Origin of the sequence: Rhizorhabdus histidinilytica (genome assembly GCF_900167915.1) — a bacterium.
In the GTDB taxonomy this organism is placed as follows: domain Bacteria; phylum Pseudomonadota; class Alphaproteobacteria; order Sphingomonadales; family Sphingomonadaceae; genus Rhizorhabdus; species Rhizorhabdus histidinilytica.
On record NZ_FUYM01000009.1, the window covers coordinates 50,689 to 67,867 of the forward strand.

15 protein-coding genes are annotated in these 17,179 nt (G+C 68.5%); 6 read left to right on the forward strand and 9 right to left on the reverse strand.

The annotated features are described in order from the left end of the window. Nucleotides 1–89 precede the first annotated feature (89 nt). The 3 genes from B5X82_RS18435 to proS all read right to left on the reverse strand — a co-directional run bounded on the left by B5X82_RS18435 (nt 90) and on the right by proS (nt 3,481). Entirely contained in the window at nt 90–761 is a 672-nt protein-coding gene (locus tag B5X82_RS18435; RefSeq protein ID WP_079649649.1) for an ABC transporter ATP-binding protein, read from the reverse strand. Further along, the gene (locus B5X82_RS18440) at nt 754–2,004 is read right to left on the reverse strand and encodes a lipoprotein-releasing ABC transporter permease subunit (protein WP_079649650.1); all 1,251 of its coding nucleotides are present in this window, start codon (nt 2,002–2,004) and stop codon (nt 754–756) included. Before B5X82_RS18440 ends, B5X82_RS18435 begins: the two co-directional genes overlap by 8 nt. Before the next feature lie 163 nt (nt 2,005–2,167). Then, nucleotides 2,168–3,481, reverse strand: a complete 1,314-nt coding sequence (gene proS, locus B5X82_RS18445) for a proline--tRNA ligase (RefSeq protein WP_079649651.1) — start codon at nt 3,479–3,481, stop codon at nt 2,168–2,170. Nucleotides 3,482–3,932: 451 nt separating this feature from the next. On the opposite strand from proS, the gene B5X82_RS27260 reads away from it, so the two are divergent. Then, nucleotides 3,933–4,061, forward strand: coding sequence for a hypothetical protein (locus tag B5X82_RS27260; RefSeq protein ID WP_268878247.1), 129 nt, complete (start codon nt 3,933–3,935; stop codon nt 4,059–4,061). 135 nt (nt 4,062–4,196) lie between these two features. On the opposite strand, the gene B5X82_RS18450 is transcribed toward B5X82_RS27260, so the two are convergent. The 3 genes from B5X82_RS18450 to tpiA all read right to left on the reverse strand — a co-directional run bounded on the left by B5X82_RS18450 (nt 4,197) and on the right by tpiA (nt 7,176). Beyond that, a complete protein-coding gene (locus tag B5X82_RS18450; protein ID WP_079649652.1) occupies nt 4,197–5,831 on the reverse strand; it encodes a CTP synthase in 1,635 nt (544 codons plus the stop codon). Nucleotides 5,832–5,972: 141 nt separating this feature from the next. Beyond that, nucleotides 5,973–6,347 carry a preprotein translocase subunit SecG gene (secG, locus tag B5X82_RS18455; RefSeq protein ID WP_079649653.1) on the reverse strand — a complete coding sequence of 125 codons (375 nt, stop codon included), beginning with the start codon at nt 6,345–6,347 and terminating at the stop codon, nt 5,973–5,975. A gap of 76 nt (nt 6,348–6,423) precedes the next feature. After that, complete coding sequence (gene tpiA / locus B5X82_RS18460; RefSeq protein ID WP_079649654.1) at nt 6,424–7,176, reverse strand: triose-phosphate isomerase; 753 nt, start codon at nt 7,174–7,176, stop codon at nt 6,424–6,426. A gap of 135 nt (nt 7,177–7,311) precedes the next feature. On the opposite strand from tpiA, the gene B5X82_RS18465 reads away from it, so the two are divergent. The 3 genes from B5X82_RS18465 (at nt 7,312) to B5X82_RS18475 (ending at nt 11,740) form a co-directional block, all read left to right on the forward strand. Further along, the gene (locus tag B5X82_RS18465; RefSeq protein ID WP_079649655.1) at nt 7,312–9,249 is read left to right on the forward strand and encodes a peptidylprolyl isomerase; all 1,938 of its coding nucleotides are present in this window, start codon (nt 7,312–7,314) and stop codon (nt 9,247–9,249) included. A gap of 13 nt (nt 9,250–9,262) precedes the next feature. Next, nucleotides 9,263–10,774, forward strand: coding sequence for an anthranilate synthase component I (gene trpE / locus B5X82_RS18470; protein ID WP_079649656.1), 1,512 nt, complete (start codon nt 9,263–9,265; stop codon nt 10,772–10,774). A 144-nt stretch (nt 10,775–10,918) separates the two neighbouring features. Next, on the forward strand, nt 10,919–11,740 hold the full coding sequence (locus B5X82_RS18475) for an outer membrane protein (RefSeq protein ID WP_079649657.1): 822 nt from the start codon (nt 10,919–10,921) through the stop codon (nt 11,738–11,740). A gap of 254 nt (nt 11,741–11,994) precedes the next feature. On the opposite strand, the gene B5X82_RS18480 is transcribed toward B5X82_RS18475, so the two are convergent. The 3 genes from B5X82_RS18480 to hflK all read right to left on the reverse strand — a co-directional run bounded on the left by B5X82_RS18480 (nt 11,995) and on the right by hflK (nt 15,660). Further along, the gene (locus tag B5X82_RS18480; protein ID WP_079649807.1) at nt 11,995–13,551 is read right to left on the reverse strand and encodes a Do family serine endopeptidase; all 1,557 of its coding nucleotides are present in this window, start codon (nt 13,549–13,551) and stop codon (nt 11,995–11,997) included. Nucleotides 13,552–13,735: 184 nt separating this feature from the next. Next, nucleotides 13,736–14,605: a protease modulator HflC gene (gene hflC, locus B5X82_RS18485; protein WP_047166973.1), complete on the reverse strand. Its 870-nt coding sequence runs from the start codon at nt 14,603–14,605 to the stop codon at nt 13,736–13,738. Beyond that, on the reverse strand, nt 14,602–15,660 hold the full coding sequence (gene hflK, locus B5X82_RS18490) for an FtsH protease activity modulator HflK (RefSeq protein ID WP_377266468.1): 1,059 nt from the start codon (nt 15,658–15,660) through the stop codon (nt 14,602–14,604). Before hflK ends, hflC begins: the two co-directional genes overlap by 4 nt. Nucleotides 15,661–15,731: 71 nt before the next feature. Between hflK and B5X82_RS18495 the strand changes: the two genes are divergently transcribed. After that, nucleotides 15,732–16,733 carry an Mrp/NBP35 family ATP-binding protein gene (locus B5X82_RS18495; RefSeq protein WP_079649659.1) on the forward strand — a complete coding sequence of 334 codons (1,002 nt, stop codon included), beginning with the start codon at nt 15,732–15,734 and terminating at the stop codon, nt 16,731–16,733. A gap of 24 nt (nt 16,734–16,757) precedes the next feature. Then, nucleotides 16,758–17,174 carry a CoA-binding protein gene (locus tag B5X82_RS18500; protein WP_079649660.1) on the forward strand — a complete coding sequence of 139 codons (417 nt, stop codon included), beginning with the start codon at nt 16,758–16,760 and terminating at the stop codon, nt 17,172–17,174. Nucleotides 17,175–17,179: the final 5 nt, after the last annotated feature.

A 17,179-nucleotide genomic window follows, 5' to 3' on the forward strand; every position in this document is an offset into this window, starting at 1 on the left:
AGAAAATCCAGGCCCGGGCCATCCGTCCCGTCTAGGACGGAATGCTTAACAAAGCGGTGAGACGCGATGGTTAACGGGCGGCGATGCGATCAGTCGAGGCGGCCTTCGTGAAGCCGCACCACCCGGTCCATCCGCGCCGCCAGCCGCTCGTTGTGGGTGGCGACCAGCGCCGCCGATCCCTCCTGTCGCACCAGCCGCAGGAACTCGGCGAGGACGACGGCGGCGGTGGCCTCGTCGAGATTGCCGGTCGGCTCGTCGGCGAGCACGAGCGCGGGCCGGTTCGCGAGCGCGCGCGCGACCGCGACACGCTGCTGCTCGCCGCCCGAAAGCTGCGACGGGCGATGGCCGAGCCGCTGCGCGAGGCCGAGCGCGGTGAGCAGGCCCTCCGCCCGTTCGCGCGCAGGCGCGGCGTCGGCGCCGTGGATGAGTTGCGGCAGCATGACATTCTCGACCGCGGTGAAATCGGGCAGCAGGTGGTGGAACTGGTAAACGAAACCGAGCCGATCGCGGCGCAGGCGGGTGCGCCCGGCCGAATCGAGCTTCGCGGCTTCCTCCCCCGCGATCCGGATCGATCCCTCGAACCCGCCTTCGAGCAGGCCGACCGCCTGCAACAGCGTCGACTTGCCCGATCCCGATGGGCCGAGCAGCGCGACGATCTCGCCGGGCGCGATCGCCAGGTCGACCTGGCGCAGCACATGGATCGCGACGTCGGCCTGGTGGAAGGTACGGCTGAGCGCACGGACGGCAAGAACGTCACTCATAGCGGAGCACCTCGACGGGATCGGTGCTCGCCGCCTTCCATGCCGGATAGAGCGTCGACAGGAAGCTGAAGCCCAGCGCCATGACGATGATCGCGGTCACCTCGACCGGGTCGCTCTTGGCGGGGAGCTCGGTCAGGAAGCGGATCGACGGGTCCCACAGATTCTGGCCGGTGACGAACTGGACGAAATTGACCACCGCCTGCCGGTAGAAGAGAAAGACCGCGCCAAGCGCGATGCCGGCGCCGGTGCCGAGCACGCCGATCACCGTGCCCACCGTCATGAAGATCTTCATCAGCGCGGCGCGCGAGGCACCCATCGTCCGCAGGATCGCGATGTCGCGCCGCTTGGCGCGGACCAGCATGATCAGCGACGACAATATGTTGAACACCGCGACGAGGATGATCAGCGACAGGACGACGAACATCGTCACCCGCTCGACGGCCAGCGCCTCGAACAGCGAGCTGTTGAGCGCCCGCCAGTCGCGGACCTCTCCCTGCCTGGCGATGAGCGGCTTGAGCGGCGCCAATATGTCGCCGACCCGGTCGGCATCGACTGTCTGGATCTCGATCATTCCGACCGCGTCGTCGAGCATCAGCAGCGTCTGCGCGTCCGACATCGGCATCACCACGAACGCCTTGTCATAGTCGTAGACACCGACTTCGAAGATCGCGGCGACCTGATAGGAGACGATGCGCGGCACGGTGCCGAACGGCGTCGTCTGCCCTTGCGGGCTGATCAGGCTGATCTGGCTGCCGAGGTCGGCCCCGAGCTGCTCGGCGAGCCGCGCGCCGATCGCGACCCGGCCCGAACCGGGGGTCAGCGCGTCGAGCGAGCCGCGCACCACCTTGCCCTGGATCACCGGGTTGCGGCGGATATCCTCGAGCGTCATGCCACGCACCAGCACACCTTCGACCCGGCCGCCGAAGCTCGCCATCAGCGGCTGCTCGATCAGCGGTGTCGCCGATACGACGCCCGGCAGCTTGCGCGCATCGGCGGCGATCCGGCGCCAGTCGTCGAGCTTGCCGTCATAGCCTTGCACAACGGCATGGCCGTTGAGGCCGACGATCTTGTCGAACAGCTCCGCGCGGAAGCCGTTCATCACGCTCATCACCACGATCAGCGCGGCGACGCCGAGCGCGACCGCGACCAGGCTGATCGACGCGACGAGGAAGATGAACGCCTCCCCCCTGCCCGGCAGCAGGTAGCGCTTGGCGATCATCCGTTCGTAGCGGTTGAGGATCATGACGGCCCCGACAGGCCGTCATCCCGGCCCCTCGGCTGCCTGCAAGGCAGGCGCTCGGGATAAACTTCAGCCAAGGGCTGAAGGCCGGGATCTCGGGCGGCAAGGACGGAGCTCGAATCTCCTGAGACCCCGGCCTCCGCCGGGGTGACGGAGGAGGCCAATATCACCCCCTCACCTTCGCGATCGCGTCCTCGACCGACAGCTCGACCTTTTCGCCGGTGGCGCGGCGCTTGAGCTCGACGACGCCCTTGTCGAGGCCCTTCGGGCCGACGACGATCTGCCAGGGCAGCCCGATCAGGTCCATCGTCGCGAACTTGGCGCCGCCGCGCTCGTCGCGATCGTCGTAGAGCGTCTCGATCCCGGCCGCTTCGAGCTTCGCGTAGAGGTCGTCGGCCGCCGCCGCGCAGCGGGCGTCGTCGGCTCGCATGTTGATCAGGCCGACCGTATAGGGGGCGACCGCGTCGGGCCAGACGATGCCGGCATCGTCGTGGCTCGCCTCGATGATCGCGCCCATCAGGCGCGACACGCCGATGCCGTAGCTGCCCATCTGCGGCGTCACCGGCTGGCCGTCGGGGCCCTGCACGGTCATCCCCATCGCCGCCGAATATTTGGTGCCGAAATAGAAGATGTGGCCGACCTCGATGCCGCGCGACTGCTTGAGCTTGTCGCCGGCCGCAGCTTCGCGCGCCGGATCGCGCTTCTCGTCGGTCGCGGCATAGTCGGCGGTCAGGCCGTTGACGAAGCCTTGCAGCGCCGCGACGTCGTCGACATCGACGTCGAGCGCGCGCTCGACCTCCCAGTTGGTGTGGTAGAAGACCTCGCTCTCGCCGGTCGGCGCCAGCACGATGAACTCGTGGCTGAGGTCGCCGCCGATCGGACCGGTGTCGGCCTGCATCGGGATCGCCGACAGGCCCATCCGCCGGAAGGTGCGCAGATAGGCGACGAACATGCGGTTGTAGCTGTGGCGCGCGCCTTCGATGTCGAGATCGAAGCTATAGGCGTCCTTCATCAGGAACTCGCGCCCGCGCATCACGCCGAAGCGGGGGCGGACCTCGTCGCGGAACTTCCACTGGATATGGTAGAGGATGCGCGGCAGGTCGCGATAGCTGCGCGCATTGTCGCGGAAGATCGCGGTGATCATTTCCTCGTTGGTCGGGCCGAACAGCATCTCCCGGTCGTGCCGGTCCTTGATGCGTAGCATCTCCGGCCCATAGGCGTCGTAGCGGCCGGATTCGCGCCACAGGTCGGCCGACTGCATGGTCGGCATCAGCAGCTCGATCGCGCCCGCGCGATCCTGCTCCTCGCGGACGATCTGCTCGATCTTGCGGAGCACCCGATGGCCGAGCGGCAGCCAGGCGTAGATGCCGGCGGCGGTCTGCCGGATCATGCCCGCGCGGAGCATCAGCTTGTGGCTGACGATCTGGGCGTCGGCGGGCGATTCCTTCATCACGGGGAGGAAATGGCGGGAGAGGCGCATGAAACGGGTTACTCGCAGTAAAATCGGGCCTGCCGCTGTCTATGCGGACGCGACACGCGGAGCAACCGCCTCGCGTCCTAAAATGCCGGCCGGTACCGATCGGTCTCTGTTGCCTAGAAAACACACTCCCCGTCTTTCGAGTCCGGAAACCTTGAAAGCCAATGACAAGGCACCGGGGCGGCTGTAGGAGAAGTGTCACGGAACATGAGCAGAAAAAACGGCCATGGTTCGGGGAAAAAGTGAGGCTCCGCCGCCATTTAAAGGGGTGGCAGGTGTAGAGCCTACTAAGGGGGTTGGCGAATATCGTCACGCGGCGCCGGGATCGGGAACGATCCCGGCGTTTGCTATTTCAGGACATGCCGCCGCCAACCGCCGTGCTTCCGCCCCGTCCCGTCGGTCGCACGGATAGCAGCCGGGACCGGAGCGTTTCCTCGCCGAGAGGAGAATCGCCATGGCCAGCCAGCCGCCGCCGCCCGACGAGGTGCCGAGCGACGCCCCGGTCGACATCCCGGTGCCGTCGCCGACCGATCCCGATCCGGGCGCCCCCACCGACCCCGTGATTCCCGACCTGCCGGGGTGAAGCGTGCCAGAGGCCGTCACCGCCTTCGCGAATCACGCCGAGAAGGGTCATCCCTGACCCGCACATCCTGAGGAGCCATTTCGCCGAAGCTCGATCCCTCCTCAGGACGAACGGCGGCGGGGCGCCAGCTCGACTCTAGACCAGCCGGCTCTGCTGGAGCGCGGCAGCGATGAAGCTGGCGAAGAGCGGATGCGGATCGAACGGCTTGCTCTTCAGCTCGGGATGGAACTGCACCCCGACGAACCAGGGATGGTCGGGCCGCTCGACCACTTCGGGCAGTTCGCCGTCGGGCGACATGCCCGAAAAGACGAGACCGCCGCGTTCGAGTGATTCGCGATAATGGACGTTGACCTCGTAGCGGTGACGATGCCGCTCCGAGATGTCGGTCGTGCCATAGATCGAGGCGGCATGGCTGTTGCCCGACAGCTTGGCGTCATAGGCGCCGAGCCGCATCGTGCCGCCCAGGTCGCCGCCCGCCTCGCGCTTCTGCAGGCCGTCCTCGCTCATCCATTCGGTGATCATGCCGACGACGGGCTCATCGGTGGGGCCGAATTCGGTGGTCGAGGCCGCGGCGATGCCGGCGGTGTTGCGGGCGCCTTCGATGCAGGCCATCTGCATGCCGAGGCAGATGCCGAAATAAGGCACCTTGCGCTCGCGCGCGAATCGGACCGCGGCGATCTTGCCTTCCGACCCGCGCTCGCCGAAGCCACCCGGCACCAGGATCGCGTGCATCGGCTCGAGCTGGGCGGCGATGCCGCCTTCTTCCTGCTCGAACAGCTCGGCATCGATCCAGCGGATGTTGACCTTCACCCGGTTGGCGATGCCGCCATGGACCAGCGCCTCGTGCAGCGACTTGTAGGCGTCGAGCAGGCCGACATATTTGCCGACCACGCCGATCGTCACCTCGCCCTCGGGATTCTCCAGCCGGTCGATGATCTCGGTCCAGCGCGTGAGGTCGGGCTCGTCCTTGGCCTCGATGCCGAAGGCGGAGAGAACCGCCTCGTCCAGCCCTTCCTCATGATATTGCAGCGGCACACCGTAGATGCTGCTCGCATCGAGCGCCGGGATCACGGCTTCGGTCGGCACATTGCAGAACAGCGCGATCTTGGCGCGCTCGCCTTCGGGCAGCGGCCGGTCGCAGCGGCAGACCAGCACGTCCGGCTGGATGCCGAGCGAGGTGAGATCGCGGACGCTGTGCTGGGTCGGCTTGGTCTTCAGTTCCCCCGCCGCCGCGATATAGGGCACCAGCGTCAGGTGGACGAAGATCGAGTTGCCGCGGCCGAGATCGTTCCGGAGCTGGCGGATCGCCTCCATGAAGGGCAGCGATTCGATGTCGCCGACCGTGCCGCCTATCTCGCACAGGACGAAGTCGAGGTCGTCGGTGTCGGCGCGCGCGAATTCCTTGATGGCGTCGGTGACGTGCGGAATCACCTGGACGGTAGCGCCCAGATAGTCGCCGCGCCGCTCCTTCTGGATGATCGTCTGGTAGATCCGCCCCGAGGTGACGTTGTCCGACTGGCGGCCCGGAACGCCGGTGAAGCGCTCGTAATGGCCAAGGTCGAGGTCGGTCTCGGCCCCGTCGTCGGTCACATAGACCTCGCCGTGCTGATAGGGCGACATCGTGCCCGGATCGACGTTCAGATAAGGATCGAACTTACGGATGCGGACCTTGTATCCACGCGCCTGGAGGAGGGCGGCAAGGCTTGCCGCCATGAGACCCTTGCCAAGCGAGGAGACCACGCCGCCGGTGATGAATATGAACCGCGCCATGGGAGAATGGGTTTAGCCGCGCAGGGGGGCGAAGGGCAAGGTGGGGGACTCCTCGATATCGACAAAAAATTGTGGACGACCGCGAAAAGGGTCGCGCCCCGGAACCGGGGCGCGCCTGTTATCCGCGGAAATGGGAAGATTTTATTGCGGCGCGGCGCCGTTCGAGGCGATGCCGCCGCCCTGGGCCGCCGCCGCGGCGAGCGGATCGTCGCTGACCGGCGCCGGGGCCGGCGCGCTCGCGGGGGCGGCGGTCTTGCCGACCAGCGAAGTGTCGATCGTGCTCGGCGCACGCTCGACCGAGGCGAGCGCGGCCAGCGCGATGCTGAGCAGCACGAAGACGCCGGCGAGGATCGCGGTGGTCCGGGTCAGGAAGTCGGCCGCGCCGCGCGCGCTCATCAGCCCGCCGGGGCTACCGCCCGAGGTCAGCCCGCCGCCTTCCGACCGCTGCACGAGGATGATCGCGACGAGGGCCGTCGCGACGATGATGTGGACCACGAGCAGGAAGGTGAAGAGCATTGCCGGCTTTCGATTTCGAATATCGGGCGCATCTAGTCGATCGGGGCCCAAGGTTCAACCTTGGCGACCCATCCGATCAACGCGACGCGGCCGCGGCGCCCTCGATGATCGGCACGAACTGCGCGGCGGTCAGGCTGGCGCCGCCGACCAGCGCGCCATCGACGTCGGCGACCGCGAGCAGCTCGGCCGCATTGTCGGGCTTCACCGAGCCGCCGTAGAGGATCCGCACCCCAGCGCCCTCGCCGCCGAGCAGCGCGCCCAGCTTCGTGCGAATCGCCGCATGCATCTCGGCGACGTCGGCGGTCGACGGGGTCCGGCCGGTGCCGATCGCCCAGACCGGCTCATAGGCGACGACCAGCGTCGCGGCGGTGCCGTCGCGCGGGATCGATCCGTCGAGCTGCCCTTCGACCACCGCGACCGCACGACCGGCGTCGCGCTCGGCCTCGGTCTCGCCGACGCAGACGATCGCGGTCAGCCCGGCGGCGATCACCGCGGCCGCCTTGGCCTGCACCTCTGCATCGGTCTCGTGCTGGTCGGCGCGGCGCTCGCTATGGCCGACGATCGCCAGCCGGGCGCCGGCCTCGACCAGCATCGCTGCGCTGACGCAGCCGGTATGGGCGCCCTTGGGCTCGGCATGGCAATCCTGCGCGCCGATCGCGAGCCCGGGCTGGCGCGCCGCCGCCGGGGCGATCAGCGTGAAGGGCGGGCAGACCGCCACGTCGACCGAGGCCTGCGCCTTCGCCGCCGCGGCGATCGCATCGAGCTCGGCGAGGCTGCCGAGCGATCCGTTCATCTTCCAGTTGCCGGCGACGAGCTTGCGCAGTCCCATTTCGACCCTCTCTGGCTGTTGAGCGTCCGGCCTTAGGGGGCAATCCGGCGCGTCGCAACCATCCCCGCCATTGCGGCCATCGGCCGGCGGCCTTATGGCAGCGCAACCACTTCCCGGTTTCAGACGGAACGCCTGATGATCTCCTTCTTCCGCCGCGCGCTTTCCTCCTGGATCGTCCTCGGCATCCTCGCCCTGGTCCTCGTCGCCTTCATCATCACCGGGGTCGAAAGCCCCGGTTCGATCGGAGGAACAAGCAACGGCGCCACGGTCGCGAAGATCGACGGCTCCAAGATCAGCACGAACGATCTGCTGCGCCGCGTGCAGAACCAGTTCGATGCGCTCCGCCGCGAACGGCCCGAGCTCGACCATAAGGGCTTCATCGCCGCCGGCGGCTTCGAGGGCGTCACCAACGGGCTGATCGACGCCCGCGCGCTCGACGCCTGGGGCAAGGAACAGGGATTCGCGATCGGCAAGCGGCTGGTCGACGCGCAGATCGCGGGCATGGATGCGTTTCGCGGGATCACCGGCGCCTTCGACGAGACGGTGATGCGCAATCGCCTTGCCCAGGCGCGGATCAGCGAGCGCGAGCTGCGCGCCGACATCGCTGGCGAGCTGATGCGCAACCAGATCCTGACGCCGGCCGTCGCGCTGGCGCCCACCCCGGCAAAGCTGGCCCGCCCCTATGCGGCGCTGCTGCTCGAGGAACGGATCGGCCAGGTCGGGATCATCCCGCTCGCCGCTTTCGTCGATCCGCGCCAGCCGAGCGAGGCCGAGATCGCCGCCGCCTATAAGGCGAACATCGCCGCCTTCACCCGGCCCGAGGCGCGCGTGCTGCGCTACGCGCTGTTCGGCGCCGATCAGGTCGCCGCGCGGGCAACGCCGACCGAGGCCGAGATCGCCACCTATTATCGCGAGAATGCGGACAGCTATGCGGCTCGCGAGGTGCGCAACCTGACCCAGGTCGTCACGCCCAACGAAACGCTGGCGCGCAGCATCGCCGCCGCCGCCAGGAGCGGGCAGACGCTCGCCGCCGCCGCCGCCAAGGCGGGGCTGGAGGCGTCGGCGCTGACCGGCCAGAGCAAGGCCGCTTATGGCGGCTCGGCCGGGGCGGCGGTCGCGGACCAGGTCTTTGCCGCCGCCGCCGGCAACATCGCCGGCCCGGCCAAGGGATCGTTCGGCTGGTATGTCGTGAAGGTCGATGCGGTGACCGCCACGCCGGGCCGTCCGCTGGCCCAGGTAAAACCCGAGATCGTCACACTCCTGACCCGCCAGAAGGCGCAGGAGGCGTTGTCCGAGCTCGCCGGCAAGGTCGAGGACGCGATCGCCGACGGCGCGAGCTTCGCCGAGGTCGCCGCCAACAACAAGCTGACCGTGGTCGAGACCCCGGCGGTGCTCGCCGGCGGCCAGCCAATCGACCGGCCCGACTGGAAGGCCCCGGCTGAACTCGGCGCGCTGCTCAAGAGCGGCTTCGCCGGATCGCCGGACGACCGGCCGACGGTCGAGACCGTGGTCGCCGACCAGCAATATGCGCTGCTCGGCGTCGCCAAGGTGATCCCGCCGACGCCGCTGCCGCTGGCGCAGGTCCGCCCGATGGTGATCCGCGACATCGTGACCAAGCGCGCCGCCCAGCGCGCCAAGGCGGTCGGCGACAAGATGGTCGCGGCGGTCAATCGCGGCGTGCCGCTGGCCAAGGCGATCGCCGACAGCGGCGTCACCCTGCCCCCGGCGCGGCCCGCCCGTGCCCGCCAGATCGACATCGCGCGCGCGCAGCAGAGCGGGGCGCAGATCCCCGAACCGGTCAGCGCACTGTTCGCGCTGCAGAAGGGCAAGGCGAAGCTGGTCCCGAGCGCGCAGGGCGAAGCGTTGTTCGTCACCGTCCTCGACCAGGTCGTCCCCGGGGACCTCACAAAGGCGCCAGGCCTGATTGGCGCGACCCAGGAAGAGCTGGCCCGCGCGTCGAAGGCCGAACTGGGCGACCAGTTCATCCGCGCCGTCAGCCAGGACGTCGACGTCAAGCGCTATCCGGAGGCGATTGCCGCCGCGAAGCGCCAGTTCGGCTCGGTCGGTCAATAGGTTCCGGCGGGGGATGGGTTTCGCGCAGGACCAAGCCGCCCTGGACGCCTTGTCGCGGGGGGAACCCGCGCTGGTATGGCGCACGCAGGTTGCCGACACCGAGACGCCCGTCGCCGCCGCGCTCAAGCTGATCCGGCCGGGACGCGGCGACTTCCTGCTCGAATCGGTCGAGGGCGGCGCGGTGCGCGGGCGCTATTCGCTGCTCGGCCTCGCCCCCGACCTGCTGTTCCGCGCGCGCGGCGGCGCAGCCGAGGTCAACCGGCGCTGGGCGAGCGACCGCGACGCCTTCGAACCGCTTGAGGACGACGCGCTCACCGCGATGCGCAAGCTCGTCACCGCCTGCCGGATGACAGTGCCCGAGGGGCTGCCCCGCGCGCTCGCCTGCCTGGTCGGCTATTTCGCCTATGAGACGATCGGCCTGGTCGAAACGCTACCGCGTCCGCCGGCCAATCCGCTCGACCTGCCCGACATGCTGTTCGCGCGGCCGACGCTGATCCTCGTCTTCGACCGGCTCGCCGACCAGCTCTACCTGGTCGCGCCGATCTGGCCCGACACCGACGGCGATCCCGCCGCCAAGGTCGCCCAGGCGGTCGAGCGGATCGAGGCGCATGCGGCGATGCTGGCGGGCCCGCTGCCCGCGCGCAGCCGCAGCGACGTCGATCCCGCCGGGCTCGGCCTCGCGCCGCAGATGGCGCCGGGCCGCTATGCCGAGATGGTGGCGCGCGCGAAGGACTATATCGCCGCCGGCGATATCTTCCAGGTGGTGCTGGCGCAGCGCTTCACCGTCGATTTCCCGCTGCCGGCGATCGACCTCTATCGGGCGCTGCGGCGGATCAACCCGTCGCCCTTCCTCTATTTCCTCGACCTGCCCGGCTTCGCGCTGACCGGCTCCTCGCCCGAGATACTGGTGCGTGCGCGCGACGGGGAGGTGACGATCCGCCCGATCGCCGGCACCCGCCCGCGCGGCAGGACCGCGCTCGAGGATGCCGCCAACCGCGAGAGCCTGCTCGCCGATCCCAAGGAGCGCGCCGAGCATCTGATGCTGCTCGATCTCGGCCGCAACGATGTCGGCCGGGTCGCGCAGGCGGGCACGGTCGAGGTCACCGATAGCTACACGGTCGAGCATTACAGCCACGTCATGCACATCGTGTCGAACGTGGTCGGCCGGCTCGACCCGGCGAAGGATGCGCTCGACGCGCTGTTCGCGGGCTTCCCGGCTGGCACCGTGTCGGGCGCGCCCAAGGTCCGCGCCTGCGAGATCATCGCCGAGCTCGAGCCCGAGACGCGCGGCGCCTATGCGGGCGGCGTCGGCTATTTCTCCCCCGACGGATCGATGGACAGCTGCATCGTCCTGCGCACCGCGGTGGTCAAGGACGGGCGGATGCACGTCCAGGCCGGGGCCGGCATCGTTGCCGACAGCGACCCCGCCTATGAGCAGCGCGAATGCGAGGCCAAGGCCGGCGCGCTGATCGCTGCGGCGCGCGAGGCGCTGGCCCGGGCAGGCGAAGCCGACTTCGGGCAATAGACAACATTGTCAGCAGCTTAGGCTCGCCCCCGCGAATGTGACAATATTGCATCAGTCGCGCTAAAGCGGCCCGGTCGCTGGATCAAACCGCCGTCGAGAACCGTTCCTGTCATGCCCACAAGGCAACAGAAAGGGTTAGTAGACATGCGAGTATTGATTTCCACCACGGCCGCGATCGCACTGGCAGCCATGAGCGCCGGCGCCGCCTCGGCACAGAGCCCGTCCAGCAACTGGACCGGTTTCTACGTGGGTGGCCAGCTTGGCTATGCCTGGCAGCCGCGCGACGGCGACGAGCAGGTCCTGTTCGATCGCAACCTCGACGGCACCTTCGGCGACGCCTTCCCCAATTTCGCGCCGGGCAGCTGCGGCGGTGCGCCCACGTCGGCCTCCCCCACCACCGGTTGCGCCAAGGACAATGACGGCACCACCTGGAAGGTCCATGCCGGTTACGACTATCAGTTCGGCGAGACGAGCGGGCCGGTGGTCGGCGCGGTCGTCGAATATGGCAAGACCTACCTCTACGACAATGTCACCGCCTTCAGCACCACGCCCGCGGTCTACAAGATGCAGGCGAAGGTGCGCAGCGGCGGTGCGCTCCGCGCCCGCGGCGGCTACTCGTTCGACACCGGCACGCTGATCTACGGCACCGGCGGCCTCGCCTATGGCAAGATCCGCAACAGCTTCTCGACCTCGAACGGCGTCAACAGCTTCACCGTCGACGGCGCCAGCAAGGACGCCTGGGGCTATAATTATGGCGGCGGCATCGAGCAGAAGGTCGGCCGCTTCTCGGTCGGCGCGCTCTACCTGTTCACCTCGCTGAAGAACAACGACAGCACGGTGCGCGCGTCGGGCGGCCCCGCCGGCGGCCCGTTCACGGCGCAGAACGCGTCGGGCACCGACTTCAAGCGGAGCTTCAGCAAGTTCGGCTACCACTCGCTGCTCGCGACGGTCAGCTACCACTTCTGATCGCAGCGCAAGCGTAACGGAGAAGGGCCGGAAGCTCGCGCTTCCGGCCCTTTTCTCATGTCAGAGCGATTTCGGCTTACCCGGCCGCTCGCCCTGAGGAAGCATTGAGCCTAGTCGAAATGCTGTCTCGAAGGGACGTTCGAGGCTCGAAATATCCTTCGATACGGGCCTTCGCCAAAGCTCAGTCCCTACTCAGGATGAACGGAGGAGAGGGCGTCCGATCCGATCAGATCGTCAACCGCCCTAACCATCGATCAGTTGCGGATCTGCACGCCCACATAGCGCGGCGGGTTGTTGCCGCGCTGGACGAACAGCAGCACGGTCGGCCGCTTGGCCTTCTGCGCCTCGGCGATCTTCGCCGCCGCCGCCTGGACCGTCGCCACCGGCACATTGTTGATCTGCAGGATGATGTCGCGCGGCTGGAAGCCGTTGGCCGCGGCGTCGCTCGACGGATCGACATAGTTGACCACCACGCCGCGCAGCGTCGACGAAACGCCCAGCCGCCGGGCGATGTCGGGCGTCAGCGTCTGCAGACCGAGGCCGATCGCGGAACGGCTCGACTGGTCCGGTGCGCCCTGCACCGCGCCGGGTGCGTCGTCGCCCTGGTCCTCGTCGAGGTTGCCGGCGCTGGCGAGCTGGTCCTCGGGCGGGCGTTCGCCCAACGTCACCGTCACCGTCTTGCGCTGGCCCTCGCGGATCAGCTCGATCGGCAGGCGCGCGCCCACCGCGGCCTTGCCGACGATGTAGGACAGCGTGTTGTCGGGGGTGATCTCCTGATTGTCGACGCGGACGATGACGTCGCCCTGGCGGATGCCGGCACGCGCCGCCGCCTCACCCGGCTCGACCCGGGCGACGATCTCGCCACGGTCCTTGGGCAGGCCCAGGCTGCTGGCGATATCCTCGGTCATCGGCTGGATGCCGACGCCCAGATAGCCGCGACGCACCCGCTGGCCGGTGCGAAGCTGGTCGATGATCGGCTTGGCCTCCTCGGCCGGGATGGCGAAGCCGATGCCGACATTGCCGCCGGTCGGCGAGAAGATCGCCGTGTTGATGCCGATGACGTTGCCCTGGAGATCGAACATCGGACCGCCCGAGTTGCCCTGGTTGATCGAGGCGTCGGTCTGGATGTAGCGGTCATAGGGACCGTTGATGCCGATCGAGCGGTGCAGCGCCGAAACGATGCCCGCCGTCACCGTACCGCCCAGGCCGAACGGATTGCCGATCGCCACCACCCAGTCGCCGACCCGGGTGCGGGTCGAATCGCCGAACTGGACGAAGGGCAGGTTCTTCGCGTCGATCTTGAGCAGGGCAAGGTCCGACGTCTGGTCGCGGCCGACGATCGTCGCCTTATATTCCTTGCGGTCGGGCAGCGTGACGGTGATCGAGCTGACCACCGCGCCGCTGCCGCCCTCGGGCGAGGCGGAAATGACGTGGTTGTTGGTGACGACATAGCCGTCGGGCGAGATGATGAAGCCAGAGCCGAGCGAGGTCGCCTCGCGCGTGATCGGCCGGCCATCGTCGCCCTGGCCGCCGCCGAAGCGCCGGAACAGCTCCTCGAACGGGGTGCCGGAGAAGGCGTTGCCGCCGCTGCGGACCTGGATCTTCTGCGTGGTCGAGATGTTGACGACCGCCGGCTGGAGCTTGGCCGCGAGATCGGCGAAGCTCATCGGCGCGCCTGGTCGGGGTGCGGTCGCGTTGATCGAACCCGGTGCGTTCTGCGCCACCTGGGCGCCGACCGGTTGCTGCAAGGTCAGGGTTGCGGCCGCACCGCCCGCCAGCAAGGCCGCGGTGATCCCATAGGCATAACGCACTTTGGCCAACTCCTTAAATCTCCTGTCCTGCCGTTGCCGAATTCCGGGCGTCTTATCTCTTTCCCGATCGCTGAACCCCGCTTGAACGGCGCTGTTCCTTTCGGGCCCGGACCCTGATCGCCGCAGGCTGAACCAGCCGGCCGCGCGAATCAAGGGCCCGTCCCGTCACGACCGGGCTCCCCGGCTAGCGCCGCCCGCGGAACTCCCGCAGATATTCGTTGTCGGGCGACAGGATCACGTTGGACGATCCGGGCGCCTCGGTGCCGTCGGTGCCGAAGGTCATCCGATAGGACTGCATCGCCCGGTAGAAATTGTAGAAATCGGGGTCCTTGTTGAAGCTTTCGGCATAGGTGCCGGCCGCCTGCGCGTCGGCCTCGGCGGTGATGATCTGCGCCTGCTTGCGGCCCTCCGCGAGGATCGAACGTGCCTCCTGCTCGCGCGCCGTCCGCATCCGGTTGAAGGCGGAATCGAGCGGCGTGCCGTCGGGCAGGTCGGCGCGCTTGATACGGACGTCGACGATCTCGGCGCCGTACTGGCGCGCGACCCGGTTCAGCCGGGTCTGGATATTGTCCATCACCTGCCCGCGCTCGGGGCTGAGCAGCGACGCGAAGGGGCGCTTGCCGAGCTCGTTGCGGAGCGAGGAGCCGAGGATCGGCCGCAGCGCCTCCTCGACCCGGCGCTCGCTGCCGGCGGTGATCGCCATGCGCAGCGGATCGACGATCCGGTAGCGGGCATAGGCGTCGACCTCGAGCCGGAGCTGGTCCGTCGACAGCACCGACTGGCGCTCCATGTCGAAGTCGCGGACCCGTTTGTCGATCCAGTGGATCTGGTCGATGAACGGGATCTTCCACAGCAGGCCGGCGCCGGTCGCGCCGAAATCCTCGTTGGGCCGATAGGCGTTGTAGACCTTCTCGGGCTTGCCGAAACGCACGACCAGCGCCTGCTTGGTCTCGGGCACCACCGCGACGACGCTGCTGAGCACGAGCACCAGCGCGATGGCGGCGATCGCCCATCCGATCACGTTGCGGCTGGCGAAATTGTCGCTGACGTTCATTGTTGCTGAGCCGGCTTGGGCTGCTGGGGGGGCAGCGGGAGATAGGGCATGACGTTCGGCGCCTCGATCACCGTCTTGTCGGTCTTGGCGAGGACGCGTTCCATCGTCTCGTAATACATGCGCCGGCGGGTCACCTCGGGCGCCAGCTTGTACTCGGCATAGACCTTGTCGAACGCCGCCGCCTCGCCCTCGGCCTTGGCGCCGAGCTGCTGGGCATAGGCGCGCGCTTCGTTGAGATAGGCCTGGGCCTGCTGTTGCGCGGCCGACACCGACTTGAACGCCTCAACCACCGCCGAGGGGGGATCGGCCTGCTTGATCGCGACGCCCTGCACGGTGATGCCGGCGCGGTAGCTGTCGAGGATCTCCTGCATCCGCTGCTGGACGCGGGCCTCGATCTGGCTGCGCTGCGGACCCATCGCGTCGTTGAGCGCGACCCGGGCGATCTCCGCGCGCATCGCGCTCTCGGCGACCTCGGCGACGGTCTCGTCGGGCTCGGCCAGCTCGTAGAGATAGAGCTCGGGATCGCGGATGTTCCAGCGCACCGAATAGGCCAGGTCGATGATGTTCTGGTCGCCGGTCAGCATCAGGTTCTGGCTGTTGCCGCCGCCTTCGGGGATGTCCTTCACGCGGATATCCTCGATGTCGACCTTGGTGACGATGTCGATCGGCGCCGGGAAGGAGAAGCGCATGCCGGGTTCGAGCGTGGTGGCATAGGAGCCGAGACGGGTGACGACGCCGCGTTCCTGCGGGTCGATCCGGTGGCTGCTGGTCCACAGGATCCAGACAAGCAGCAGCCCGCCGACCGCCCAGAGCGCGATGCGCCCGGCGTCGGGCTCCGGCCCGCCCCGACCGCCGAAGCGGGCGCGGCCGCGCCGCAGCAGCTCGTCGATGGCCGAACGGCCCACCGGGCCCCGGCCGGGCCGTCCGCGCGGCGGCTGGTTCCAGGGGTTGCCGTCATCGCCGCCCCCGCCGCCGCCCGATCCTCCTCCGCCCCACGGCCCGCCCTCGTTGAGCATCGGCCGCGACGCCATTCCGCTGCTGTCGCTGTCGTTCATCCGATCATTATAGGTGCGGATCGGCGGAAAAACAGTGCCCTTTCCTGACGGAGTCCTTATTTGCACGCCCCATGGACATGACAGACTCGCTCCCCGCCGCGCTCGACGGCGTGGCCGATCCGATCAGCGGCAAGGGCCTGATCGCCAGCGGGCGCGCCGCTCCGCCGCGCTTCGAGGACGGCACCGTCAGCGTCGTCGTCGACGTCACCGGCCTGTCGGGCGACGCCCGCTCCAAGCTCGAAACCGCAGTGAAGCAGGCGCTGATCGCGGTGCCGGGGGTGGAAACGGTGCGGGTAGCGATGACCGCCGAGAAGCGCGGCCGCAAGATCATCGCGATCGGATCGGGCAAGGGCGGGGTCGGCAAGTCCACGCTGTCGGCAAACCTCGCCGTCGCGCTGAAGCGGATGGGGCGCAAGGTGGGGCTGGTCGACGCCGACATCTACGGCCCGTCGCAGGCTCGGCTGCTGTCGACCGAAGGGATGCGCCCGACAGCGCAGGGCCAGAAGATGGACCCGGTTATGTCGCCACACGGCGTGCCGATGCTGTCGATGGCGCAGCTCGTCAAGCCGGGGCAGGCGATCGCCTGGCGCGGGCCGATGGCGGCCAATGCGCTGGGGCAGCTGATCGACGCCGAATGGGGCGACGTCGACCTGCTGATCCTCGACCTGCCGCCCGGCACCGGCGACGTCCAGCTCACCATGGTGCAGAAATACAAGCCGGCCGGCGCGATCATCGTGTCGACCCCGCAGGACCTGGCGCTGATCGACGCGACCCGCGCGATCGACTTCTTCAACCAGGCGCATGTGCCGGTGATCGGCATGGTCGAGAACATGGCCGGCTATGCCTGCCCGCATTGCGGCGAGGTCTCCGATCCGTTCGGCCAGGGCGGGGCGCAGGCGGCGGCGATGTCGATGAACCTGCCCTTCCTCGGTCGCGTCCCGCTCGACATCGGCATCCGCACCGCATCCGACGCGGGCCTGCCTCCGGCCACCCAGGACGGCGACACGATCTTCGCACCGCTCGCCGCGAAGATCGCCGACTGGTTGAACCCGACGAGACCGGCATCATTTTAGGAATGCCATAGCCGGGAGCCCACCATGCCGCTGACCGCCGACCAGGATATCGCCGACCTCCTCCGCAGCGCGAAGACCATCGCCATGGTCGGCGCCAGCGACCGGCCCGACCGGCCGAGCCACGGCGTGATGCGCTTCCTGCTGTCGCGCGGCTACGACGTGATCCCGGTCAACCCGCAACTCGCCGGGCAGCGCATCCACGATCGGCCGGTGCTCGCCTCTATCGAGGAAATCCGCGCGCCGATCGACATCGTCGACATCTTCCGCAACTCGACCGCCGCCGGGCCGGTGATCGACGCCGCGATCGCCGCCGGCGCGAAGGCGGTGTGGACCCAGCTGGGCGTGTTCAACGACGAGGCCGTCGCCCGCGCCGAGGCGGCCGGGCTAAAGGCTGTCGTCAATCGCTGCCCCGCGATCGAGATTCCGCGCCTGGGTCTCTAAGGGAG